Raw genomic sequence first — 24,198 nt, 5'->3', positions numbered from 1 at the left:
GAGGATACTGAATATGGAGAAAATGCATATCCCTTTTTGCATAGGGCAAAACTACGAGAATAAATAATAAATACAAAAATGAGGGATGCTCGATGAGAAAATTACTATTCACACTCATAATATTAGCATTAGCAATAATGGCAACTTCTTGTAGCTCAAACAATGACAAGAAAAAAGAACAAAAAAATCTTTATGACCAAATTAAAGACAAAGGATTCGTAAATATCGGCACTGAAGGGACATATTCACCATTTACCTACCATGACCAATCTGGGAATCTTACTGGTTTTGATATCGACATTGCGAATGAGGTATTTAAACGATTAAAAATAAAACCGAAGTACATTGAAACAAAATGGGACGGAATGATTGCAGGGTTAGATGCAAAACGCTATGACTTAGTTGCAAATGAAGTGGCCGTGCGGACGGATCGATTGAAAAAATATGATATGTCAGATCCATATATCGTCTCGAAAGCTGTGTTAATTGTAGGAAAGGATAATCATGACATAAAAACGTTAAATGACCTAAAAGGAAAAAAAGTAGGGCAGTCGTTAGATAGTAATTATCGAAAAATTGCAGAAGATCATGGTGCAACAAACACGGTCGTTGATGGATTTAACCAATCAATTGATCTAATCACTTCAAAACGAATTGACGCAACAATAAACGATAGTCTTTCTTATTTAGATTTAAAAAAACACAAACCAAATTTGCCTATAAAAATCGTTTATGAAGAAAAAAATGCGACAAGTAATGCTTTTCTTTTTCGGAAAAATTCAGATGAATTAGTGAAAGCTGTAAACGGAGCACTTGCAGATATGAAAAAAGATGGGACCTATTTAAAAATTTCAAAAAAATGGTTTGGCACAGATGTGTCGAAGTAAAGGGATCGATTAAAGATGTTTACAGATGAATCTACCATCCGAATAATAGAAATCCTACGTGATTCCTTTTTTCCTATACTAAAAGCAGGTATATATTTCACAATTCCTCTATCCATTATTACATTTATATTAGGAACAATACTAGCATTTCTTACAGCGATTATTCGTATTTCTACAATTAAGCCATTAATCGTTCTCGCTAAAATTTATTTATGGATTTTCAGAGGGACTCCATTACTCGTACAATTGTTTATCCTTTTTTACGGACTGCCTAAATTAGGAGTTACATTAGATCCATTTCCTGCAGCAATAATTGGTTTCACCTTAAATGTGGGAGCATATAGCTCTGAAATATTTCGCGCATCCATTTTGTCCATTCCTAAAGGCCAATGGGAAGCAGCTTATTCAATAGGGATGAAGAAATCCCAAGCAATGAGAAGAATTATATTACCACAAGCTATGCGTGTATCTTTGCCCCCTTTAGGGAATTCATTTATCAGCTTAGTGAAAGATACGTCGCTTGCTGCAACGATAACGGTTACTGAAATGTTCCAAAAAAGCCAACAAATAGTTGCTGCCACCTATGAACCGCTTTGGCTATATATAGAAGTCGCATTCATTTATTTAATTTTTAGTACAGTGTTATCGTTTGGTCAATCTACACTTGAAAGGAGATATAATCGAACGGTAGCGAAATAGTGAGGGACGAAAAATGATAACTATCCAACAACTGTATAAACGTTTTCATGATTTGGAAGTTTTAAAAGGAATTTCGCTTTCCATCAAAAAAGGGCAAACTGCCGTAATTATAGGACCATCCGGTTCAGGAAAAACGACTCTTTTGCGTTGTTTAAATCTATTGGAAATTCCGGATAAAGGTTCACTTTCGATTGGAAATCGAAAACTGGAATTTCAAGAAAATAGAAAGATAAAGCTTCAAGAAATAATGGCTATACGCAGACAAACAGGTATGGTATTTCAAGGGTATAATTTGTTTCCGCATTTGACAGCACTGGAAAACATCATGGAAGGTCAAGTTACAGTATTGAAACGTTCAAAGGCAGAATCAAAGCAAAAAGCATTAGGATTGTTAGAAAAAGTAGGGTTAAAAGATCGTGGAGACATGTACCCACATCAACTTTCCGGTGGACAGCAACAACGTGTTGGGATTGCACGTGCAATGGCGATGGATCCTGAAGTCATATTATTTGATGAACCTACATCTGCACTTGATCCAGAGCTCGTTGGTGAAGTATTAAAAGTGATGAAAGATTTAGCTAATGAAGGAATGACAATGGTAGTAGTCACACATGAAATGCAATTTGCACGGGATGTTGCCGATCAAGTGATATTTATGGATCAAGGGATAGTCGTTGAACAGGGCACTCCTAATGAAGTGTTCGGACAATCCAGTAATCCCCGCCTTTTGCAATTTTTAAATAAAGTAAATGCAAGGTAAGAATCCAGACGGTGATGATAGTACATATCATTGCCTTTTTTTAATAGAATTTATGGTAATTACCTATTTTGTGTAAAAAAGAGAAAAAAATCGTCTATAATAGGTAATGCATCATATTGTAAATGATACATACATTTTAGTAATAGAGAATGCTGGGGGAGTAAGATGTTCCAAATCATTAATCTTAAAAAGGTAAGAAAAATACTTAAAATTATTTTCTGGCTTATTTTTTTCGTTTATTTTTGCTATATGCTATACATTCTTTTTCTAGGTCGATATCGCATACCTACTACACAAGAAAATTATAATATAATCCCTTTTAAAACAATTAAAATGTATATTGATTACTATGACCATTTTAATTTTACGATTTGGTTTTCCAATCTTTTCGGAAATGTTCTTGCCTTTATGCCATTAGGATTTCTTGCTCCTTTATTAATTAAACGATTGAACGGATTTTTAAAAGTTCTATTCTTATCATTTTTCACAACTGTTGTGGTTGAAACGATACAGTTAATCTACCATGTTGGCGGATTTGACGTAGATGATATTATTTTAAATACAATCGGCGGTGTTCTAGGCTATCTAGTATTTTTGATTATTTATACGAATATAACAAACCCAAGTAAAGGGAATAGTGAATTTACAAATATACGGTAAGTATAAAAAAGATCATTGGACTCACAATATACATTGAGGTGAGTGTTTTGAGCAAAAGTAAAAAGAATTCAATTGCGAACCAAAATAAGGCGAAACCAAAGGCTAACATTAGACAGCCTAATAATCCTTTACCACAACCAAAAGATTATGAAGAAATTGAGTATTAAGTGTAATGAAGCAAAGGCGATATAGAAATCGCCTTTTTCTTTTTTTTTAATGCAACTAGTGAAGCAAATGATCATTTCTTTTATCAATAAAAATATCCCCGTTTTCTTGTACCTCGGCATAAAAAACATTCGAAAGAGAGTGAACACCTTTTTGATGCAATTGATCTAATATCCATTCTTTATTTACATTTAGCTTGTTGATATTTTCATGAATGATTTTCCCATCAACAATAATTTCTACAGGAATGGAAGTTTTATTTATTCTTTCATTTTTTGACGGAATATTTAAATCCTTCTTAGAAAGGGCTTGATCTTCAAATTTTTTTAGTATAGATAATTCTCCATTTGTTTCAAGGATAGCATATTCAACTTCTTTCATGGAAAAGATGGATTTGTTTCGCAACATAGCGCGTAATGAATCCGTATCTAATCTAAGATCTTTTAAAGTATCTTCCATAATCTTGCCTTCTTTAATGACAATCTTAGGTTGTCCATCAATTAAAACTTTTGCTTTTCTAGATTTAATACTTAACATAGCTACAAATATGGTAAGTAATGTCCAGATAATTAAGGCAGTCGCACTTTCCGCTAAATTGATGGAACGGTCGATAGATATAGTTGCAGCCAAAGTTCCAATAGATATACCGGTAATATAATTAAAAAATGTTAGTTGGGAAATCTGTTTTCTTCCCATAAATCGAGTCAATAACAATAAAACAATAAACGAACCTGCTGTCCTTGCGGCAATTTCTAAAATGTTCAACGAATTTCACCCTTTTTCTTTTTAATATGCTACAAATGACCATAACTAATGTTGGGTAAAAAATTGAATTTAGGAAAAAATAAATGAAACTATAAGAAAAAGGAGAATTTGCCGTGTCTAATCAAAAATTAATCAATTTTTTAAATCAGGAGTTATCTAATTTTTCTGTGATGTATATTAAACTCCATCGCTACCATTGGTTTGTACAAGGGAAACACTTTTTTCAATTGCATAAACTATTTGAAGAATTATATACGGAAATGGCAGATGATGTGGATACACTTGCAGAAAGAATTCTCGCAATTGGAGGAAAACCGTTAGCAACGATGAGCAAATTTTTAGAAGAAACAACTCTTGTTGAGGCTCAGGCGGATGATAAAGAAAATGAGCTGATTTCTCAATTAATTAGTGATTATGGACAAATGGTAAAAGAAATGAATGAAACAGGAAGAAAGTTAGCTGAAGAGCAACAGGATCAACCGACAATTGATCTGTTAAACGAGTTACAGGGGAAATTCGAAAAGCATATATGGATGTTTAATGCTTATATTGCTTACGAATAATAATCAACCTACAAAAGGCATTTTTTTTGAAGCAACTACTGGATGAAAAACTTTATCTATTCATCCAATCCTTTTTTTATATATAGAAATGTAATTTTTCACCAGAATAACAAAAGTAAAAAAGATTAATCTAATACTAAAAAGGAAGTTTTCTATGATTGGCTTTATTATTGCGATTATCCTTTTTAATACAGTTGCTTTTATTACCAATAAAAAACTTTCACTTAATCAAATTATCCATATATGGTGTTTCACGGTTTCGTTACAAATGATGGTTGATTTATTTGTTGACGTGAAATATGAAGGTTATTGGTATTTTGATAAAGAAATTGGATGGACATCTATTCCTTCGATTGCTCTAATCGTTCCTCCAGTAAATATGATATTTCTAAATTGGTATCCCGTTAATTCCCGCGCAGTTAAACGAATAGTCTATTTTGTGTGCTGGTATGTGTTTATTTTAATTTATGAAAAAGTTGCTTTGCTGCCTGAACCTTGGGGTTATTTTCATTATGGATGGTGGAATTTATGGATTTCCGCAATAGTTGATCCGTTTCTACTTCTAGTACTTATCTTTTTTTATAAATGGACATGTAAAATGGAAAAAATGGTATGCCAAAAGAGAAGTAACTAACATTATTGCAGTAATAATAAGGAAAATTCTTTAAGGGATGGTATAAATGAAGCTTCCCATTTTTATTGATGTAGCAATTATATTACTTATCTCATTTTTTATGCTTAAGAAAAAACTCAATCCACTTGCAAATTTTTTTATTATTATGATTCTGGAATTTTTAGTAACATCCTATAGTTCATTTCTTACTGTAAATTTAAATTTGTGGAAAATTAGTGACGATGTAGGATTATTCATTATTTACCGAATTTACGTGGTTATTGTTATCCCTTTTTTATACCTATTGTATTTTAATATAGTTTTGAGAAGTGAACGTCAGATAAATAAATGGATTATTTCTGCCCTTTTTTCTGGGGTTCTTTATGTTTTAGAATACTGTTTAAAAACATGGAGAGTAATAACCTATGAAAATTGGAATTATTGGGGGTCCTTTATTATACATCTTCTCATTTTATCGATTGTTTACATTTTATTAATGTTCTTTCACATACAAATGAAATCAGAAAGGATAGAAAAATGAATGTTAACTTTTCCACAAAAGATGGATCAAAACGAATGGTGCGTTATCATTGCAATTTTTATTTCATACGCCATTATTTTATTTTTGCCGAGGAGATTTCCATTTAGTATTACGATATTAATAATGTTATTTGGTACTACAGTGGCGAGGATTTCGGATTATTTATTGGCGGTATCGAAACTAGATTTGTACACTGTTATGGATTCGGAAAAGTATGAATTATTTGATTTGATTATATATATTCTCTATGCTCCGTTTGCGTACATTTTTGTCTATGTCTATGACAAATACAATATAAAAGGATACTGGGTCCTTTTTTATATTCTAATATGCACGCTGGGAGCCACAATTTATGAACATATAAATAAAGTTTTTCACGTATTTACTTATCACGGTTGGAAATTATTGTATTCATTAAGTGTTTATTTATTTGTTCAATGTATCGCTTTACTATATTTTCACCTTATACGTAAACTGCATCACAGGACAGCGTCCCAAAATGAGTAGGTGAAAGTTTGTACACATTAGCGTTTATTTTTTTTAATAAACCGAATGAGCAAAATACCAATTACAATGTAAATGATGACCATGATACTTAGGATTGGAATCCAAATATTATTCAAACTAGCTTCACTCCTTGGAAATACTATTATTATTGTAAATCGAAAGCATCTATTTGAAAAGGTAAAATACTGTGACATTGCTTATGTTCGGTTTTAAATTCTTTTCTTGAAATTCTAGTCAGACATGATACGATGGTAGAATTGAAAGGAAGATGCAACATGAACATACAGGATTCTACAGTATTATTTATCGGAGCGGGACCAATGGAGGAAGCAATGATTTCCGGCATAATCCAATCAGCTATTATTCCTTCTAGCCAAATATATGTTAATAACAAGAATAACAAAGTACGGTTAAAGGAATTGCAATCAAAGTATCACATTAATATTTTTCAATCAAACGAAACTCACTTATCCAATTTCAATGTAATTGTAATGGCGGTGCAACCAAAAAACATCGATGAAATATTAGTACAACTGCAATCAACACTTAATAGTGAGCAATTAATACTATCCGTTGTCACCAGTATACCAACAGATTATTATGAAGATAAGATAGAAAATCAGCCAATCATTCGAGCAATGCCTAATACATCTAGTATGGTAGGTGAATCAGCCACTGGAATGTCTGTTGGTAAATATGCAACGAATGAGCATGTTGAAATAGCAAGAATGCTTTTAAATAGCATTGGTGAAGTGTATGTTATTCCCGAAGATAATATGGATATATTTACGGGGATTGCAGGGAGTGGGCCAGCTTATTTTTATTATTTAATGGAACATATGGAACATGCGGGTGTTGAAGGAGGACTTTCGGAACAGCTAATTCGAAACCTTGTTGCGCAAACAATGTATGGTGCTGCGAAGATGGTATTAGGAAATATTGGTTCTCCTGAAATACTTCGCAAAAATGTTGCAGCTCCCGGAGGGCCAACAGAAGCTGGATTAATGGCATTAGAGGCTTTTGGGGGTAATATTGCAATTAAGGAAGCTGTCATCAATACAACAAAGCGTTCCGCAGAAATGAATCAGCCATTTACAAAATTTAATTCGGCATCTCTTATTAATAAATAAGAGATGCTTTTTTGTATAAAATGAAAACATGCATCGTCGAACTTTTAAAAAAGGAGTTTATTAGAATCAAGGAGAATTATACATAGAAAACGAATGAAAGGGCGAATACGATGAAAACTGCATTGGTGCTTGGAGGAACAAGATTCTTTGGAGTAAAACTAGTACAGGCATTGTTAAGTAATGGAGTGAAAGTGACAGTAGCTACTAGGGGAAATTCTACCTCATCATTTCAAGGACAAGTTGAGTCGATACAATTTGATCGTAATCAATTGGAATCATTTCAATCCGCTTTTAATGGTAGAGAGTGGGATGTTGTTTTTGATCAAATTTGTTATTCTTCGATTGATGCAATGAATGCAATTCAAGTGTTTCAAGGAAAAACAAAGAAATATATTTTTACCTCTACGTTATCGGTTTACGACTTACTTGATAAAGAACTTGTAGAGAGTGATTTTGATCCTTATAGCTACACAATTGAATTAAAAGATAAGGATGAAGTAACTTATCAAGAAGGAAAACGTCAAGCTGAAGCAGTTTTTTTTCAAAAAGCTCCATTTCCTGTAACAGCTGTACGCTTTCCCATCGTTCTTGGTGAAAATGACTATACTCAGCGGATGACTTATTATATTAACAAAGTAATACAGGAAGAGGTGATTTATTTAAGAAATTTAGATGCCTCGATGGGATTTATTAATGAAGATGAAGCTGGGGAGTTTTTATACTGGATAGGATCCTATGATTTTCAAGGTCCAATCAATACATGTACAAACGGAACTGTAACTTTGAAGGAATTTATCAAATATATTGAGGAAGCAACTGGGAAAGAGGCTAAGGTAGAAATTAGTTCAGATGAGGATAACCAAACACCATATTCTATTCCACGTTCATGGACAATGTCCAATCAAAAGGCAATCGATTTAGGATTCGAGTTTCAAGACATCCATCAATGGCTTCCTCATTTAATCCAAACTGTATTAAAAAAATAGATACTGCTAAAGGAAATATACTCCCAAAGAGGTGTATATTTCCTTTTTGTATGCTTGAATTTAATAACTAAATCACCTAAAGGAATCATACACTATAAACTATTGTATACTTTCATTCTAAAATTATTAATACACAATTTAAGGATAAACAGCAATTCGGATTCATTTATAATCATTATGGGTTTTACTTCTATGAAGGAGGATCATCATGTTTGTTTGTTCAACCGAAATGAAAGAACGACTTATAGTCATTTTCCAACATCTTCACCAGAATCCCGAGATAAGCTGGGAGGAAAAGAAGACGACGGAATATGTAAAGAAACTAGTAGAGGAGGCTGGATGTCGAGTAACAACATTTAAAAATCATACAGGTCTAATTGCAGAAATAGGAAACGGAAAACCGGTTATTGCCATACGTGCAGATATTGATGCACTATGGCAAGAAGTTAACGGGACATTTCAAGCGAATCATTCATGTGGACATGATGCCCATATGACAATTGTCATCGGTGTGCTTATGTTATTAAAAAACACTCCAATAAAGGGGACAATAAGGTTCATCTTTCAACCGGCAGAAGAAAAAGGGCAAGGTGCTATATGTATGGTGAATGAACAAGTTGTAGATGATGTAGATTATTTATTTGGAGTCCATTTAAGACCGTTTCAAGAAGTTCCTAATGGTCATGGATCGCCTATGATCATTCATGGTGCATGCCGATTCATTGATGGAAATATTATTGGGGATGATCTTCATGGTGCACGCCCGCATTTAGGCGCAAACGCCATTGAAATAGGTGCCACACTTGATCAAATGCTGAAAACTATTCATATAGATCCACTCGTCCCTTCCTCGGTCAAACTAACAAAGTTTCAAGCGGGCGGTGAAAGCTCAAACATCATTCCCGGTCATGCAAAATTTAGTTTAGATATGAGAGCGCAAACTAATGAAGCGATGGATAAAATGCAAGGGAAAATTGATTTAATGATTGATGCATTAGAACGATTTTATGAAGTAAAAATCCCTTATCAAATCAGTTCAAATGTACCGGCAGCTGTATCTAATGTTGATGCTGTTAAAAAAATGAAAGAAGCAATTATTGATGTAATTGGTATCGATAATTATGTTCCGCCGATTCAAACAACTGGCGGCGATGATTTTCATTATTATTCAATAAAAAGGCCACAACTAAAAGCGACAATGTTAGGATTAGGATGCGACCTAAAGCCGGGTCTTCATCATCCTAATATGGTATTCGATCATGAAGCGATTTTTACCGGCTCTGAAATATTAGCTACAGCTGCTATATATGCGATTGAAAAAAAATAATGAATTAACACCGATGTAATTAAAAAAAGTCGTGTATTTGAACACGACTTTTTTCTTATATTATTTAAATACTGTCTCAATCAGTAAAAAGATATTTAATAAAATCACTAACGCTGCGACTATCCATGCAATGATCGTAGTCACACGATGGTTTGTAAGTCCTCCCATTAGCTTCTTATTACTTGTAAACATAATAAGAGGTACTAATGCAAAGGCAATACCAAATGATAAAATGACTTGACTCATAACTAATGCATTTGTTGGATTCACACCTGAAATTATTATAGCAAGCGCAGGGATCATTGTTATCGCCCGCCGTAAATATAAGTTAATACGTACATTAATAAATCCTTGCATTACGACATCACCAGACATTGTACCAACTGAAGAGCTGGATAGTCCGGCGATTAATAATCCTAGTCCGAAAGAAATCGCGGCTATTGGGCTTACATACTGACCAAATTGATGGAAGGCAACATCAAGATCCTCAACGATTAACCCATTTTTAAAAAATAATGCAGCCGAAACGATGAGCATACACATATTAATCGCACCGGCAATAATCATCGCAATGATAATATCAATAAATTCAAATTTAAAAATTCTTTTCTTTTCGGCTTCATTTTTTCCAACTATTCTATTTTGTGTTAGTGAGGAGTGTAAGTAGATTGCATGCGGCATGACCGTAGCCCCTAAAATACCAGCAGCAAGCAAAATACTATCAACTCCTTCAAACTTAGGTGTAATCATTCCACCTAGTACAGCACCCATATCCGGTTTCGCTAGAAAAGTTTGAAAGGCAAATGCGAGAACAACAATCAGTACCATTGCTGCAATTCCAGCCTCCAGAGAGCGAAAACCACGCCTTTGTAACTCTAATATCGCAAATGAACCTACCGCTGTAATAAGCGCCGCAGGGACCATTGGTATATCAAATAATAAGTATAAACCAAGGGCAGCACCAATAAATTCAGCTAGATCAGTGGCGATAATAACTAATTCACTTTGAATCCATAAAAATATGGAAACACTTTTTGGAAAACGATCTCTTGCAATTTCCGGTAAGTTTTTACCTGTTGCAATTCCTAATTTAGCAGAAAGTGATTGGATTAATACCGCCATTAAGTTAGAAAAAGCAATTACCCATAGTAAGAGATAGCCATACTTTGATCCCGCGGTAATATTTGTTGCGAAATTTCCAGGGTCGATATAAGCGACTGCTGCAATAAATGCTGGACCTAAAAAAGGGAGAATTTTCTTTATTCCCGTTACCTCGCCTCTTAAGACAGCATCTGCAGATACTCTTGTTTTGCTTAATTTTGGTATATATTTTTTATCTAATGTTTTATCACGCATCATTTGTTTCCTCCCCACCTAAATGTAAACCTTAAACAAAAAAGTTTCCTTAGGGAAAAATTAAGATTTGATACTATTTTATTCAATAATGATAAAAATGTAAACAATTTTTACTTATTATTTTACCCAATAACCTGGTTGTTTTCGTCAAATTATGACAATTTCAACATGGAAAATACCGGAAATGCATTTTTTGATAAAGCAGAAAGCAGGATTTTAGAAAGATAATTACGAATATTTCATAGTAGAAAACGATTTAGTATACATAAAAGGAGATGATTCAATTGGATAGAACAGGCTTAACTTTTTCGATCGAATCATTCACTATTGAGCGAAGCAAAATTAAGGAATTTGCTTTAGCGATTGGTGACGATAATCCCATTTATTATGATTTTGAAACAGCAAAAAGAGATGGATTTAGTGATATTCCAATTCCGCCGACGTTTCCAACAGTTATTGAGATGTGGGGAGGGATCGATTTCGAAACAATAATACGTGAACTTGACTTAAACCCCTTAATGGTTCTACACGGTGAACAAGAATATGAATATTTTTCTGATATATACGCCGGTGATACGATTTCTTGTCTAGCAAAAGTTATTTCGCATGTTGAAAAAAAGAGAATGGATTTTATTACAATTGAGAGTGTTTATAAAAGAGACGAAGAAGTAGTACTCATCAGTCGTTCAAATATTATAGAAAGAAAGGGTTGAGCATATGCATAGTCTTGAAACTGTTCATAAACCAATCATTACACATACTCAGCTTGTTAAATATGCGGGGGCATCAGGCGATTTTAATCCGATTCATACAGTCGTCCCGATTGCAGAAAAAGCAGGGTTAGGTGATGTAATTGCACATGGGATGTTAATTATGGGTATGGCAGGAGAGGCCTTAAGTAAATGGTTCCCTAGAAAAAATTTACGTAAATTTAAAGTGCGGTTTTCGTCGATGACGAGACCCGGTGAATGTTTATCAATTGAAGGAAGTATCGTCAATGAGATAGAAGTTGATGGAGAATTACGACTTGCAGGGAAATTATTTGTCAAAAATACCGAAGGGGAAACGAAGTTAAAAGGAGAATTTCAAGTTAAGAAGGAGAGTGAAGAGGTATGATGTTACATAATCAAACGGCTATCGTCACAGGTTCTGGTCGAGGAGTTGGTAAAGCAGTAGCAAAAATACTCGCTGAACAAGGAGCAAACGTGATTATTTCCGATCTTGATGAGGAGCATGCAACGGCAGTAGCTTCCGAAATCAAAGAAAAGGGTGGTCAAGCTGTGGCTTTTCCAGGTGATGTGACACATCATCGTTTTGCTGAAAATATTATTGATGCAGCAATAACAAGCTTTGGCGGGCTAAACATATTGGTTAACAATGCCGGGTATACTTGGGATGGCATGATTCATAAAATGAGTGACGATCAGTTTCAAGCAATGTTAGATATTCATTTAATTGCACCATTTAAATTGATTCGTGCAGCCGCACCATATATGAGAAACGAGGTTGGTAGTGAAATATATCGTAAAATAGTGAATGTATCCTCTGTAGCTGGTGTGATGGGGAATATCGGCCAAGCTAATTACGCTTCTGCAAAAGCCGGGCTCATTGGTTTGACCAAAACAGTTGCAAAAGAATGGGGATCATATAATGTAAATTGTAATGCTGTCGCATTCGGTTTAATCGATACACGTCTAACACAATCAAAAGAAAAAGGCGAATCTTTCAATGGTGTTTCATTAGGAATTCCCGAGAAAGTAAGAAAAATGTTTGAACATTCAATCCCGCAACAACGAGCAGGTACTCCTGAAGAAGCAGCATCTGCAATTCTTTATTTAGCCTCACCACTATCAAATTATGTGAATGGTCAAGTGTTACACATAAATGGAGGTATGTATACTTAATTAAGAGGTGGATAAAATGTACAACCTATTGATTGCAGACAATGATGAATTTGAAGCTAAAGGAATGAAATGGCTTATTGAATCTTCTGTTTCAAATGTAAATGTCAAATTAGCCCATAACCTAATTGATACTATAATGGTCCTTGAAAATGATCGCCCAGATATCTTTATTTATGAAACGAATATCGGTATGGGGGAAGAATTACTAAAAGCGATTAAAATTAATCAACCAACCATTATCTCTATTACGATGGAAGCGACATTCGAAGCAGCTAAAAAAGCAATTGATATAGGAACTAAATGCTTATTAATTAAGCCATTTTCCCCACAAGAGCTTTTAAATAATATCAATTTATTTATTCGGGAACTTGAACGAAAAGGTAAAAATAACCTAGAAAAAACCTTTCATACGGAAAAACAAAATGTTGTATATGAACATTTATTCTTAGCAGAAAGTTCATTTATCGAACCATATGTATTTGTCGCCTTTCAACCTGAGAAAGTAAGTATTCTTCCGAAGCTAAACCTATTTTTAAAAGATTATATCTTTCCAGTTTCTCCAAGGATTTTCCCATTAAGTGATATGACTATCTGTCTATTTAATTCGCATGCAGACTTAGATTGGAGTTCTCTATGTAAACGCTTTATGTATGATTGGGACCAATTCGAACGCGAATCTATTTTCATTATTATTAATTTAGAGGAGAATCCCCACTTATCTTTACACGAGAAATATTTACATACAAAAAAAATGACTGAAGTAACTTTTTTTGTTGGATATCGGCAGGTTTTAGAGTTTACGCGTGAATTACAATGGGAATTTATCGATCCATTCTTAACACCGGGCGAGCAAAAGCAATGGATTAGTTATTTAAATGAAGGGAATAAAGAAGAAATATCTAGCTTCTTATCTAGGGAATTTTTGCAATTTACAAATCCTTTTCCGGATCCGGGTTTATTACGCATTCGTTTAACAAGCATTTTAGCGCAAATTCGTCGGCACATGAAATCCACTAATCTGGATCATAAATTATATGAGGAAGAATATTTAACCATTTTTGATACGATATTATATGAATCTATCATTTTCCGAATTATTCAAAGATTGATCATTTTTACCTCGAAAATAATCGATGCAGTTACCGATATAAGCAAAAATTCATATACGGATATAATTGAGAAGTGCTTAAAATATATGGAATTGAATTATTGGAAGAAAGACTTTGCTTTAAGTGATTTGTCCAATTTTGCAGGCAGGAATTCAACTTATTTAAGCCATTTATTCGTTGAAAAAACAAAGAAAACATTTCGGGAATGCTTAACTGACATAAGAATAAAAGAGGCAAAAAAACTTCTTGTTGAAACTGATATGGTTGTAAAAGAAATTGCTTCTTTAACAGGGTTTCAAAACCAATACTATTTTTCGCGAGTATTTAAAAACCATGCTGGTATGCCACCAAAGCAATTTCGTACAAAGGAATCTCTAGAACACTTTACTCCTTCTTAGTTCCGAGAAAAAATCCCGTGATTATGATAAATAAGAGTAAAAGCGAGTTCATTTTAGAGAACTCGCTTTTTGATATTATTCTTTATATCCTGTATTTGCTTTTACGATTACTTCTGCATATCGTTTCATATCTTGTTTTTTCGAGATAACCGTTCCAACATACGCCCCGATAAAACCTAACGGAACCGAAATAATGGCGGGGTTCGTTAAAGATATTAACGGCTCGCCGACAAATATTGCTGCACCCTCAATTGGGGAGAATACATTCGGACTAACAATAACAAGGATTAACGATGACAATAGACCCGAAAGCATGCCAGTAATGGCACCGGCCGTATTAAATTTTTTCCAATAAATCGTAAAGATGATTACTGGGAGGTTAGCGCTGGCTGCCACACAAAACGCGAGTGAAACGAGAAATGCCACATTCATTTTTTGAGCGAACAAAGCTAATAAAATGGATAAAACAGCGACTCCAATAGAAGCGTATTTAGCTGCGAGCATTTGTTTTTTCTCTGTCACTTTTCCCTTTTTAATGATCTGTGCATAGATATCATGTGCAAATGCGGAAGCACCCGATAAAACTAACCCCGCCACAACTGCTAAAATAGTCGCAAATGCAACGGCAGATACGAAGGACATAAGAAAATCTCCACCTAATGCACCCGCAAGTAATGGCGCCGCCATATTTCCCGCTGCGTTTGCTGTTTTGATTGTATCGAATCCAACAAAGTAAGCTGCGCCAAAACCAAGGAAAATCGTTAATACATAAAAAATACCGATGATCCATGTAGCCGTTACGACGGAACTTCTTGCTGTTTTTGCATCCTTAACGGTAAAAAAGCGCATCAAAATATGTGGTAAACCCGCAGTACCAAGAACAAGTGCGAGCATTAATGAAATCGTATCTAATGGTACTTTATATTTTACTCCAGGTTTTAAGTAGTCTGCTCCAAGTGGTGTGGCCGTTTTCATCTCACTAAACATATCAAAAATATTGAAATGGAATTTCGCTAAAACGATAAAAGAAATGATGATCGTACCAATCATCAGTAATACAGCCTTAATTATTTGAACCCAACTCGTAGCTGTCATACCTCCGAAAAGGACATAAACTGTCATCATAATTCCAACGATTAAAACGGCAATCCAGTAATCGATTCCGAATAATAATTGAATAAGCGCACCCGCACCAACTAATTGGGCGATCATATAGAAAATAACAATGGTAATCGTATTTAATGCTGCAACCCCACGTACTTTTTTTGCATCAAATCGGGAATTAATCATATCAGCTAATGTATACTTTCCTAAATTTCTAAGGGGCTCTGCAACAATGAACATTACGACTAAATATGCAATTAAAAACCCAATACTATAAAAAAATCCATCAAAACCGCTTAAAGCAATCATTCCGGCTATCCCGAGAAATGATGCTGCAGATAAATAGTCTCCTGCAATTGCCAATCCATTTTGCCAGCCGGTTAGTCCACCGCCCGCTGTATAAAATTCACTTGTCGTTTTTGTTCGTTTTGCAGCATAATAGGTAACGACTAAAGTCATTCCAACAATGATTAGAAATAGAATAATTACAGTAGGACTCATGCACCTTTTTCTCCTTTTTCAAAGTTTTCTTCTATAATTCTGTTTGCTAACTTATCAAAAAATGACGCTTTTTTTACATAAACGATACAAAGGACCCAAGTCATGATAAATTGTGCAAAAGCAAAAACCCATGCCCAAGAAATATCTCCGAATGCATTGTTGTTGAGGACTGTAGTGTAGGACGTTAATATAGGTAAAGCAAAATAGAACACTAAAAAGAAGATGGTAAGTGGCACGATGAATTTTTTCTTGGAGGACATTAAATGTTTAAACCCACTACTTTCTGCAATTTTTTCATAATCAATTCGTTTTTCCATATTCTTCACGTTTTTCCCCAATGCCGACACTCCTTTTATTTGTAATTTCTCCCACAATATAATCGTAAGGTAAATAAAACAAACTTGTCAACATAATATTGGGATAATTCTGAATTTAACAAAACCCATAATTTCTACTAAGTAAATGAGCTATTAAACATGAAATAAATATTTCACAAAAATGAACACTTAATTGCAAAGTAAAGCACCATTGTGAATATCAAATTATAAAAATATCATATAAGTATAAATATTAAGACAGATTATTTTAAAATTTATAAATTAATATAAAGTAAGTATAAAAAAACGAATATTATTTTATCACTTTACTGAATTGTTTGTTTTTATAATATAGATATATTAGATAAGGAGGAATATAAATGAAAACGGATACAAAGCGAGAGATTCATCAATACAAAGGTTCTGAATTACATGCTAAAGGCTGGGTACAGGAAGCAGCGCTTCGAATGTTAATGAACAATTTAGACAAGGATGTAGCGGAAAGACCTGAAGATCTTGTTGTTTACGGAGGAATCGGCAAAGCTGCACGAAACTGGGACTGTTATGATGCCATTGTAAAAACATTACATGAATTAGAATCTGATGAAACATTACTTGTACAATCCGGGAAACCTGTTGCAGTATTCAAGACCCACACGGATGCCCCACGGGTTCTAATTGCTAACTCTAATTTAGTACCTGCTTGGGCAAACTGGGATACGTTTCATGAGTTAGATAAAAAAGGTTTAATGATGTATGGTCAGATGACGGCAGGAAGCTGGATTTATATTGGCAGCCAAGGGATTGTTCAAGGAACATATGAAACGTTTGCTGAATTAGGTAAGCAGCATTTCGGAGAGTCACTGAAACAAACAATTACAGTTACAGCTGGCCTTGGAGGAATGGGTGGTGCACAACCGCTTGCTGTTACAATGGCAGAAGGAGTTTGTATTGCAATCGAAGTTGATGAAACAAGAATTGACCGCCGCATTGAAACTCGCTACTTAGATGTGAAGACAAAATCTTTAGAAGAAGCTATTCGATTAGCAAAAGAAGCAAAAGCAGAATGCAAGGCTTTATCCATTGGATTACTAGGCAATGCTGCTGAAGTTTTGCCTCAAATGATTGAGCTAGGATTTATTCCAGATGTTCTAACTGATCAAACATCTGCGCATGATCCATTAAATGGATATATTCCAATTGGGTATAGTTTAAAGGATGCAGAGCAATTGCGTAATGAAAATCCTGAGGAATATGTAAAAAAATCAAAAACTAGTATGGCGGAACATGTTAAAGCGATGCTAGTTATGCAAGAAAAAGGGGCAATCACTTTTGATTATGGTAACAATATTCGCCAAGTAGCGAAGGATGAAGGTGTAGAGGATGCCTTTAATTTCCCTGGATTCGTACCAGCGTATATTCGCCCGCAGTTTTGTGAAGGAAAAGGTCCATTCCGTTGGGTAGCATTATCAGGGGATCCTGAGGATATTTATAAAACAGATGAAGTCATTTTACGCGAATTTAGTGACAATAAGCATTTATGCAACTGGATTAAAATGGCACGTGAAAAAATTCAATTTCAAGGACTGCCATCACGTATTTGCTGGCTTGGCTATGGTGAACGAGCGAAATTCGGAAAAATCATTAATGACATGGTTGCAAGTGGTGAGTTAAAGGCCCCAATCGTTATCGGGCGTGATCATTTAGATTCAGGCTCTGTCGCATCTCCTAATCGTGAAACAGAAGGAATGAAAGACGGCAGTGATGCGGTAGCAGATTGGCCAATTTTAAATGCGATGATTAATGCGGTAGGCGGGGCAAGCTGGGTATCCGTTCATCATGGTGGTGGTGTTGGAATGGGCTATTCCTTGCATGCTGGAATGGTGATTGTTGCAGATGGAACGAAAGAAGCTGAAAAGCGACTAGAGCGCGTATTAACGACCGATCCTGGAATGGGTGTTGTGCGACATGTTGACGCAGGCTATGATTTAGCCATCAAAACCGCAAAGGAAAAAGGTATCAATATTCCAATGCTTCAATCATCGGATGAATAAGCTAAATTATTATCAAGGAGGGACTAAATTGTCAGAGAAACCAATTTTTATACACCATGCAAATGAATTGATTACGGTTGCAGGTGGATCGGATAAACCATTTAAAAGAGAAGAGATGAATAATCTTCATATTGTTAAAGATGGCGCACTTTGGATAGAGAATGGACAGATTATGGCTGTTGGAACAACTGAAGAAATACAAAGCAGATATAGCGATCGGTTGAATGAATCAATTATTGTAGATGCGACCGGAAAAATCGTATTACCAGGTTTGATTGATCCACATACACATCTTGTCTACGCAGGAAGTCGTGAAAACGAGTTTAATATGCGATTAAATGGTGCGACCTATATGGAAATCATGAATAATGGCGGTGGAATTCACGCTACGACGACAAGGACGCGTGCCGCTTCCTATGAAGAACTGCTTTCAGAAAGTAAAACAAGACTAGATTCATTTTTAAAACATGGAGTAACGACCGTTGAAGCAAAAAGTGGGTATGGTTTAGATTGGAAAACGGAAAAGAAACAATTAGAAGTGGCGAAGCAACTGAATGAAGAACATGTAATTGATATTGTTCGTACCTTTATGGGCGCCCATGCTGTTCCTGCAAATTTCAAAGAAAATCCGGATGAATTTGTAAGAATCGTAATTGAAGAAATGCTTCCTCAAGTAGCAAAAGAAAATTTGGCTGAATTTAATGACGTCTTTTGTGAAAGGGGAGTTTTTACACCTGAACAAAGCAAGAAAATCCTTGAAGCTGGAAAGGAATATGGTCTAATTCCTAAAATACATGCGGACGAGATTGAACCATATGAGGGAGCCGAGTTAGCGGCAGACGTTGGGGCCATTTCCGCAGAGCATTTATTAAGAGCTTCAGATACTGGAATAAAAAAGATGGCCGAAAAAGAAGTAATTGGGGTACTTTTACCTGGGACTGCATTCTTTTTAATGGCAGATTCAGCGAGAGGAAGAAAGATGATTGACGAAGGTGTACCAGTTGCACTTTCTACGGATTGTAATCCTGGCTCATCACCGACAACCTCACTTCCATTTATTATGAATCTAGCATGTATGAAAATGGGGATGACACCGGCCGAGGCAATCACAGCTTGTACGATAAATGCGGCACATGCGATTAATCGCAGCAATGAAATAGGAAGTCTTGAAATAGGCAAAAAAGCTGATATCGTCATGATGAATGTGCCAAATTATATGCAACTTCAGTATCATTATGGAATGAACCATACGGATATGGTTATCAAAAATGGAAAAATTGTAGTTGAGAGTGGTCAATTATGCTGAATAATATCAACCAGTTACCAATAGATAGCCCTTCATTTTCCTGGAAGAAAGTTACTCCGGGAAAGGATGTTAAAGTAAATGAATGGATACAATCTATTCATCATCTTGATAAAGATGATGAACAAAACGATTGGGATATCGCACTTATGGGTGTTCCATTATCGCGATCTTCAATTAGTGCATCAGGCGCATCAGAATTTCCTGAATGGTTTAGACGATCATGGAAAGGATTCAATACCTATAATTTGGATGAAGAATTGGATTTACGAGATTTAAAAGTCATCGATATTGGTGATGTGCAAATGCATTATACCGATATTCTATTAAGCCATCAAAATATTAAAGATGCTTTTCATGGTGTTACGAAGGAACTCACGAACACCTTTCCAGTAACAATCGGTGGGGATCATTCAATCACAGCTATGCTTGTAAAAGGATTGAAAGAAACGTATCCGGATGAAGAGATAGGGATACTCCAATTGGATACTCATTTTGATCTTCGTGATTTAAAGGATCACGGACCGACAAATGGCACACCTATCCGAAATTTGATAGAGAGTGGAACCATTAAAGGGGAAAATATTTATAATATCGGTTTGCATGGATTTTTTAACGCACCTTCTTTAGTAGAATGTGCCAAAGAATATGGTGTGAATTATATTACATTAAATAAAGCGAGGAAAAATGGAATCACGCAAACTGTTAATGAAACACTTTTCACTTTGGCTGAAAAAGTGGATCGAATCTATTTGACAGTAGATATGGATGTACTAGATATTGCTTACGCACCTGGTGTTCCAGCTTCAACACCGGGAGGCATGAGAACGGATGAATTATTTGATGCTGTCTTCACAGCGGGGCTCCACCCTAAGGTAGGAGCAATGGACATCGTTTGTCTTGATCCTACACGTGATGGAGCTGTTCAGCCTACTGTAAAGGCGGGAACACATGTGTTTCTTTCATTTTTATCAGGATTTTATAAAAGAATGAAATAATAGTTCTTCAGGTTTCTCTCATAGGGAGAAACCTGAGTTCTAATAAAGGGGGAAATAGGGATGGCAAATCCAAATCCACGTTTAGATGGTCAACTTCACACAAAATCATCGATAAACGGAATTAATATTCTTAAGTTTGTCATTTTCAGTGCAATTGGAATCTTTATGTTTTTTATTCCGATTTCAATTAATGGTACATCTTCAATCATGCTCGACCATATCGTAACATATATTCAAAAATCAGTTCCAAGTGTGATACCTTATTATGCATTACTAGTTATTTTATTGGGAGCTATCTATCCATTTTATACTAAAACATGGAATAAGGATGGTATCTCAATATTTTTCTCAATATTTAAAATAATAGGTTTTATTGTTGCTTGCTTACTTGTTTTTAAATTGGAACCTAAATGGCTTGCAGATCCAGATATGGGCCCTTTTTTGTTTAATAAACTAGTTATATCAGTAGGTTTACTCGTTCCGATTGGATCAGTGTTTCTTGCTCTCTTAGTTGGCTATGGGTTATTAGAGTTTATTGGGGTGCTTATGCAGCCTGTTATGCGACCAGTTTGGAAAACACCGGGTAGATCCGCTGTGGATGCAGTCGCTTCTTTCGTTGGCAGTTATTCTATCGGTTTATTAATAACAAATCGTGTGTTTAAAGAAGGAAAGTATACAGTGAAAGAAGCGGCAATTATTGCTACCGGTTTTTCTACCGTATCTGCGACCTTTATGATTGTTGTAGCGAAAACCCTTGGTTTAATGGATATATGGAACCTCTATTTTTGGGCAACACTTGTAATCACCTTTATCGTTACGGCCTTAACAGTAAGAATATGGCCGCTTCGCTCCATGAGTGATGAATATTATGACGGGGAAGGAAAACCTGAAGAGCTTGTCAAAGGCGATCGTTTTAAACATGCGTGGAAAGAAGCGATGGATGCTGCACAAAATTCTCCTAGTTTAGGTAGGAATATTTGGATAAATTTAAAAGACGGATTTATAATGACGATGTCTATCCTGCCGTCCATTCTTTCAGTAGGATTATTAGGTTTGGTCTTAGCTGAATTCACTCCGGTCTTTGATATTATTGGTTACATCTTTTATCCAATTACTGCGTTATTTCATCTTCCAGATTCATTGTTAGCAGCTAAAGCAAGTGCTGTTTCAATAGCTGAAATGTTTTTACCAGCATTATTAGTTACCGGAAGTGCCGTTGTAACAAAGTTTGTCATTGCAGTCGTATCGGTATCCGCTATTATTTTCTTCTCAGCTTTAATACCATGTATCGTTTCAACAGACATACCAATCTCATTGCCTAAATTACTTATCATTTGGCTTGAACGGGTAATTTTAACGTTAATCATTACGATACCCATCGCTTTTTTACTTCTTTAATTTAAGGAAAAATGAAAAAATCACTTTTATCCAAGATTAATATGGATATGAGTGATTTTTTTATTATAAAGAGGATATTTTTTTGTTCTATCGAATACTTGTTAAAGTAGTTTACTGCATTTATTTAACTTTAACGTGAAGGATGTACTTATTTTGAAAAATTTATCTTTTGTTTTACTTTCCTCAACTAGAGTTATCATGTTTTTATTACTTAGTAGTTTTCATTTTCAATTGAATTCAGAGCATGATTTCTGGAAATTGCTTTACACAATCGGAGCAATGGTTCTTTTTGTTGGAAGTCATTTTATTCAATTTTTAACTAAAAATCCTCGTATAAAATTAATATGCGTATCTATTGATTTTCTTTTAAGTGCGGGTTTTGGCGCATTATTTCCAAAGGATAGTGGACTATTATATTTAATTTTTTTTGGGGTAATTTCAACAACGGTTTTTCTAGTTTTTGAAAATAAAACTATCCTACGAATATTTTTATTAGCCTTAGTTGTGTCATGGATGGCAATTAGTTATGAAAAATATGTTGTTAATGGAGAGTTTTCACTATCTAATAATCTATTAAGTATCATGTATGTTGTTTATGGTGCAGTTGTTGGCAGTCTTATTCGCAACTTATTGAGGGCAAGAGAAACCATTTCGAATCAATTTGAACAATTAAATGATTCCCATGAAGCATTACGTATAGCACATGACCACCTAAATGATTACTCAAAACAGGTAGAGGAATTAACAGTTATTCGAGAACGAAATCAAATTGCTCGTGAAATACATGATACTGTTGGTCATAAAATGACTGCGTTATTAGTACAATTACAATTGGCAAAAGAGGTAGTCACCATTCAACCGGAAAGAAGTAAAGATATTCTTCAAACATGCGAAGTATTAACACGTGAGTCATTAAATGAAATTAGGCTATCTGTGCGCACATTAAAAGAAGAAGATAATTTAAAAGTATCTTTTCTTCATGTATTAAGGGAAATGCTCCATGACTTTTCCAATCTATCGGGATTAGAAGCACAATTAACGATTAATGGAGATCCTTCATTAGTTCCTCCTTCATTGCAACCAACAATTAAAAGAATCGTTCAGGAGTCTCTGACAAACGCAAAAAGACATGGTCTTGCTACTCAATGTCATGTATCGATAAATATATTAAATCAGGGAATTGAACTTGAAATCGAAGATAATGGGCAAGGGGCACAAAACATTGTCCCTGGATTTGGCTTAATCAATATGAAAGAAAGAATCATGGAACATGGTGGAACCATACTTTTCAAAAGCAACGAGGAGAAGGGATTTTCAGTATTTGTTCAGTTCCCTTTAAAAATATTAAAATGGGGTTCAGTCGGGGTGATAGAATGATAAACATTATGATTGTGGATGACCAGCCATTAGTAAGAGAGGGATTAGGATCCTTACTTAATTTACGAGAGGAAATAAATGTTATTGGAACGGCTAGTGACGGTGAAGAAGCATTAGAAAAGGCGTTAGACCTCCTGCCCGATTTAATTTTAATGGATATAAGAATGCCAAAAGTAAACGGTGTTGAGGGAACTAGATTGATTAGAGAAAACATCCCATTTACTAAAGTATTAATGTTAACAACCTTTAGCGATAGTAAATACATATTTGAGGCATTAGAAGAGGGTGCCAGTGGGTATTTATTAAAGGATATGCCTACAGACACAATAGTTCAGGCGATTAAGACAGTTTATCATGGTGGTGTTGTTTTACCGAAAGATTTCACGTCTCACGTTTTAACTGAACTACGAAAAACGAAGGGTATTGATGAAGGAAGCTTCACAAAGGAACTTCCAAGTTCTATAGATGAATTAACGAGCCGAGAAATTGAAGTGCTAAAATTACTTGGTAATGGATTAAATAATAGGGAGATAGCTGATACACTGTTTATCACAGAAGGAACGGTAAAAAACCATGTTTCAAATATTATCCAAAAACTTGAAATACGTGATCGAACACAAGCGGCTATTTATGCAGTCCGCTATGGAATAACTACTTTTTGAACATGACTTTTCGCATATATGATTATGAGCAACGGCACAATCGTGTCGTTTTTTTGTTTGCAAAAATCTATCTCCTGTTAGATGGAAAGACGTAGAAAAAGAAATAAAATGATT

General features: G+C 34.9%; 23 protein-coding genes. 19 read left to right on the top strand and 4 right to left on the bottom strand.

Going from position 1 to position 24,198, the window contains the following annotated elements; all coding sequences use genetic code 11:
• Window positions 1-92: 92 nt before the first annotated feature.
• The 4 genes from I5776_RS10585 to I5776_RS10570 all read left to right on the top strand — a co-directional run bounded on the left by I5776_RS10585 (window position 93) and on the right by I5776_RS10570 (window position 3,006).
• Window positions 93-887, top strand: a complete 795-nt coding sequence (locus I5776_RS10585) for an amino acid ABC transporter substrate-binding protein (RefSeq protein WP_202780563.1) — start codon at window positions 93-95, stop codon at window positions 885-887.
• Between the two features lie 15 nt (window positions 888-902).
• On the top strand, window positions 903-1,586 hold the full coding sequence (locus I5776_RS10580) for an amino acid ABC transporter permease (RefSeq protein WP_202780562.1): 684 nt from the start codon (window positions 903-905) through the stop codon (window positions 1,584-1,586).
• Between the two features lie 13 nt (window positions 1,587-1,599).
• Window positions 1,600-2,346, top strand: coding sequence for an amino acid ABC transporter ATP-binding protein (locus tag I5776_RS10575; RefSeq protein WP_202780561.1), 747 nt, complete (start codon window positions 1,600-1,602; stop codon window positions 2,344-2,346).
• A gap of 165 nt (window positions 2,347-2,511) precedes the next feature.
• A complete protein-coding gene (locus tag I5776_RS10570; protein ID WP_202780560.1) occupies window positions 2,512-3,006 on the top strand; it encodes a VanZ family protein in 495 nt (164 codons plus the stop codon).
• A gap of 222 nt (window positions 3,007-3,228) precedes the next feature.
• Here I5776_RS10570 and I5776_RS10565 read toward each other — a convergent pair whose 3' ends face one another.
• Window positions 3,229-3,936 carry a YetF domain-containing protein gene (locus I5776_RS10565; RefSeq protein ID WP_246483974.1) on the bottom strand — a complete coding sequence of 236 codons (708 nt, stop codon included), beginning with the start codon at window positions 3,934-3,936 and terminating at the stop codon, window positions 3,229-3,231.
• Window positions 3,937-4,049: 113 nt separating this feature from the next.
• Here I5776_RS10565 and I5776_RS10560 point away from each other — a divergent pair, with 113 nt between their 5' ends.
• The 5 genes from I5776_RS10560 (at window position 4,050) to I5776_RS10540 (ending at window position 9,603) form a co-directional block, all read left to right on the top strand.
• Complete coding sequence (locus I5776_RS10560; RefSeq protein ID WP_202780559.1) at window positions 4,050-4,499, top strand: Dps family protein; 450 nt, start codon at window positions 4,050-4,052, stop codon at window positions 4,497-4,499.
• 154 nt (window positions 4,500-4,653) lie between these two features.
• Window positions 4,654-5,133: a hypothetical protein gene (locus tag I5776_RS10555; protein WP_202780558.1), complete on the top strand. Its 480-nt coding sequence runs from the start codon at window positions 4,654-4,656 to the stop codon at window positions 5,131-5,133.
• A 1,302-nt stretch (window positions 5,134-6,435) separates the two neighbouring features.
• Window positions 6,436-7,290 (top strand): pyrroline-5-carboxylate reductase, encoded by an 855-nt coding sequence (gene proC, locus I5776_RS10550; protein WP_202780557.1) that lies wholly within the window; start codon window positions 6,436-6,438, stop codon window positions 7,288-7,290.
• A gap of 110 nt (window positions 7,291-7,400) precedes the next feature.
• Window positions 7,401-8,276 (top strand): NAD-dependent epimerase/dehydratase family protein, encoded by an 876-nt coding sequence (locus I5776_RS10545; protein ID WP_202780556.1) that lies wholly within the window; start codon window positions 7,401-7,403, stop codon window positions 8,274-8,276.
• Between the two features lie 208 nt (window positions 8,277-8,484).
• Window positions 8,485-9,603, top strand: a complete 1,119-nt coding sequence (locus tag I5776_RS10540; protein ID WP_202780555.1) for a M20 peptidase aminoacylase family protein — start codon at window positions 8,485-8,487, stop codon at window positions 9,601-9,603.
• 60 nt (window positions 9,604-9,663) lie between these two features.
• Here I5776_RS10540 and I5776_RS10535 read toward each other — a convergent pair whose 3' ends face one another.
• The gene (locus tag I5776_RS10535; protein WP_202780767.1) at window positions 9,664-10,959 is read right to left on the bottom strand and encodes an Nramp family divalent metal transporter; all 1,296 of its coding nucleotides are present in this window, start codon (window positions 10,957-10,959) and stop codon (window positions 9,664-9,666) included.
• Window positions 10,960-11,234: 275 nt separating this feature from the next.
• Here I5776_RS10535 and I5776_RS10530 point away from each other — a divergent pair, with 275 nt between their 5' ends.
• From I5776_RS10530 to I5776_RS10515, 4 genes are read left to right on the top strand one after another with little or no spacing between them, the layout of a single operon-like run.
• The gene (locus I5776_RS10530; RefSeq protein WP_202780554.1) at window positions 11,235-11,672 is read left to right on the top strand and encodes an FAS1-like dehydratase domain-containing protein; all 438 of its coding nucleotides are present in this window, start codon (window positions 11,235-11,237) and stop codon (window positions 11,670-11,672) included.
• A gap of 4 nt (window positions 11,673-11,676) precedes the next feature.
• On the top strand, window positions 11,677-12,075 hold the full coding sequence (locus tag I5776_RS10525) for a MaoC/PaaZ C-terminal domain-containing protein (protein ID WP_202780553.1): 399 nt from the start codon (window positions 11,677-11,679) through the stop codon (window positions 12,073-12,075).
• Window positions 12,072-12,863, top strand: coding sequence for an SDR family NAD(P)-dependent oxidoreductase (locus I5776_RS10520; RefSeq protein WP_202780552.1), 792 nt, complete (start codon window positions 12,072-12,074; stop codon window positions 12,861-12,863). Before I5776_RS10525 ends, I5776_RS10520 begins: the two co-directional genes overlap by 4 nt.
• A 16-nt stretch (window positions 12,864-12,879) precedes the next feature.
• Window positions 12,880-14,370: a helix-turn-helix domain-containing protein gene (locus I5776_RS10515; RefSeq protein ID WP_202780551.1), complete on the top strand. Its 1,491-nt coding sequence runs from the start codon at window positions 12,880-12,882 to the stop codon at window positions 14,368-14,370.
• Between the two features lie 75 nt (window positions 14,371-14,445).
• Here I5776_RS10515 and I5776_RS10510 read toward each other — a convergent pair whose 3' ends face one another.
• Complete coding sequence (locus I5776_RS10510) at window positions 14,446-15,975, bottom strand: solute symporter family protein (protein WP_202780550.1); 1,530 nt, start codon at window positions 15,973-15,975, stop codon at window positions 14,446-14,448.
• On the bottom strand, window positions 15,972-16,292 hold the full coding sequence (locus I5776_RS10505; protein WP_202780766.1) for a DUF485 domain-containing protein: 321 nt from the start codon (window positions 16,290-16,292) through the stop codon (window positions 15,972-15,974). The genes I5776_RS10510 and I5776_RS10505 overlap by 4 nt, the downstream gene beginning before the upstream one ends.
• Window positions 16,293-16,672: 380 nt before the next feature.
• Here I5776_RS10505 and hutU point away from each other — a divergent pair, with 380 nt between their 5' ends.
• The 6 genes from hutU (at window position 16,673) to I5776_RS10475 (ending at window position 24,084) form a co-directional block, all read left to right on the top strand.
• Window positions 16,673-18,346, top strand: a complete 1,674-nt coding sequence (gene hutU, locus I5776_RS10500) for a urocanate hydratase (RefSeq protein ID WP_202780549.1) — start codon at window positions 16,673-16,675, stop codon at window positions 18,344-18,346.
• Complete coding sequence (hutI, locus tag I5776_RS10495; protein WP_202780548.1) at window positions 18,339-19,652, top strand: imidazolonepropionase; 1,314 nt, start codon at window positions 18,339-18,341, stop codon at window positions 19,650-19,652. Before hutU ends, hutI begins: the two co-directional genes overlap by 8 nt.
• Window positions 19,646-20,647 carry an agmatinase family protein gene (locus tag I5776_RS10490; protein WP_202780547.1) on the top strand — a complete coding sequence of 334 codons (1,002 nt, stop codon included), beginning with the start codon at window positions 19,646-19,648 and terminating at the stop codon, window positions 20,645-20,647. Before hutI ends, I5776_RS10490 begins: the two co-directional genes overlap by 7 nt.
• A gap of 60 nt (window positions 20,648-20,707) precedes the next feature.
• Window positions 20,708-22,045 carry a YjiH family protein gene (locus I5776_RS10485; protein WP_202780546.1) on the top strand — a complete coding sequence of 446 codons (1,338 nt, stop codon included), beginning with the start codon at window positions 20,708-20,710 and terminating at the stop codon, window positions 22,043-22,045.
• A gap of 153 nt (window positions 22,046-22,198) precedes the next feature.
• Complete coding sequence (locus I5776_RS10480) at window positions 22,199-23,422, top strand: sensor histidine kinase (RefSeq protein WP_202780545.1); 1,224 nt, start codon at window positions 22,199-22,201, stop codon at window positions 23,420-23,422.
• Window positions 23,419-24,084 carry a response regulator gene (locus tag I5776_RS10475; protein WP_202780544.1) on the top strand — a complete coding sequence of 222 codons (666 nt, stop codon included), beginning with the start codon at window positions 23,419-23,421 and terminating at the stop codon, window positions 24,082-24,084. Before I5776_RS10480 ends, I5776_RS10475 begins: the two co-directional genes overlap by 4 nt.
• The last annotated feature ends 114 nt before the right edge of the window (window positions 24,085-24,198 follow it).

This window comes from Heyndrickxia vini (assembly GCF_016772275.1).
In the GTDB taxonomy this organism is placed as follows: domain Bacteria; phylum Bacillota; class Bacilli; order Bacillales; family Bacillaceae_C; genus Heyndrickxia; species Heyndrickxia vini.
This window is presented reverse-complemented; position numbering and strand designations above follow the sequence as displayed.

Coding starts and splice junctions, on each gene's coding strand:
- I5776_RS10540 (WP_202780555.1), top strand. CDS start 8,485: ATGTTTGTTTGTTCAACCGAAATGAAAGAACGACTTATAGTCATTTTC.
- I5776_RS10525 (WP_202780553.1), top strand. CDS start 11,677: ATGCATAGTCTTGAAACTGTTCATAAACCAATCATTACACATACTCAG.
- I5776_RS10585 (WP_202780563.1), top strand. CDS start 93: ATGAGAAAATTACTATTCACACTCATAATATTAGCATTAGCAATAATG.
- I5776_RS10505 (WP_202780766.1), bottom strand. CDS start 16,292: ATGGAAAAACGAATTGATTATGAAAAAATTGCAGAAAGTAGTGGGTTT.
- I5776_RS10580 (WP_202780562.1), top strand. CDS start 903: ATGTTTACAGATGAATCTACCATCCGAATAATAGAAATCCTACGTGAT.
- I5776_RS10485 (WP_202780546.1), top strand. CDS start 20,708: ATGGCAAATCCAAATCCACGTTTAGATGGTCAACTTCACACAAAATCA.
- I5776_RS10575 (WP_202780561.1), top strand. CDS start 1,600: ATGATAACTATCCAACAACTGTATAAACGTTTTCATGATTTGGAAGTT.
- I5776_RS10535 (WP_202780767.1), bottom strand. CDS start 10,959: ATGCGTGATAAAACATTAGATAAAAAATATATACCAAAATTAAGCAAA.
- I5776_RS10555 (WP_202780558.1), top strand. CDS start 4,654: ATGATTGGCTTTATTATTGCGATTATCCTTTTTAATACAGTTGCTTTT.
- I5776_RS10490 (WP_202780547.1), top strand. CDS start 19,646: ATGCTGAATAATATCAACCAGTTACCAATAGATAGCCCTTCATTTTCC.
- I5776_RS10520 (WP_202780552.1), top strand. CDS start 12,072: ATGATGTTACATAATCAAACGGCTATCGTCACAGGTTCTGGTCGAGGA.
- I5776_RS10475 (WP_202780544.1), top strand. CDS start 23,419: ATGATAAACATTATGATTGTGGATGACCAGCCATTAGTAAGAGAGGGA.
- I5776_RS10570 (WP_202780560.1), top strand. CDS start 2,512: ATGTTCCAAATCATTAATCTTAAAAAGGTAAGAAAAATACTTAAAATT.
- hutI (WP_202780548.1), top strand. CDS start 18,339: ATGAATAAGCTAAATTATTATCAAGGAGGGACTAAATTGTCAGAGAAA.
- hutU (WP_202780549.1), top strand. CDS start 16,673: ATGAAAACGGATACAAAGCGAGAGATTCATCAATACAAAGGTTCTGAA.
- I5776_RS10530 (WP_202780554.1), top strand. CDS start 11,235: ATGATTCAATTGGATAGAACAGGCTTAACTTTTTCGATCGAATCATTC.
- I5776_RS10545 (WP_202780556.1), top strand. CDS start 7,401: ATGAAAACTGCATTGGTGCTTGGAGGAACAAGATTCTTTGGAGTAAAA.
- I5776_RS10510 (WP_202780550.1), bottom strand. CDS start 15,975: ATGAGTCCTACTGTAATTATTCTATTTCTAATCATTGTTGGAATGACT.
- proC (WP_202780557.1), top strand. CDS start 6,436: ATGAACATACAGGATTCTACAGTATTATTTATCGGAGCGGGACCAATG.
- I5776_RS10515 (WP_202780551.1), top strand. CDS start 12,880: ATGTACAACCTATTGATTGCAGACAATGATGAATTTGAAGCTAAAGGA.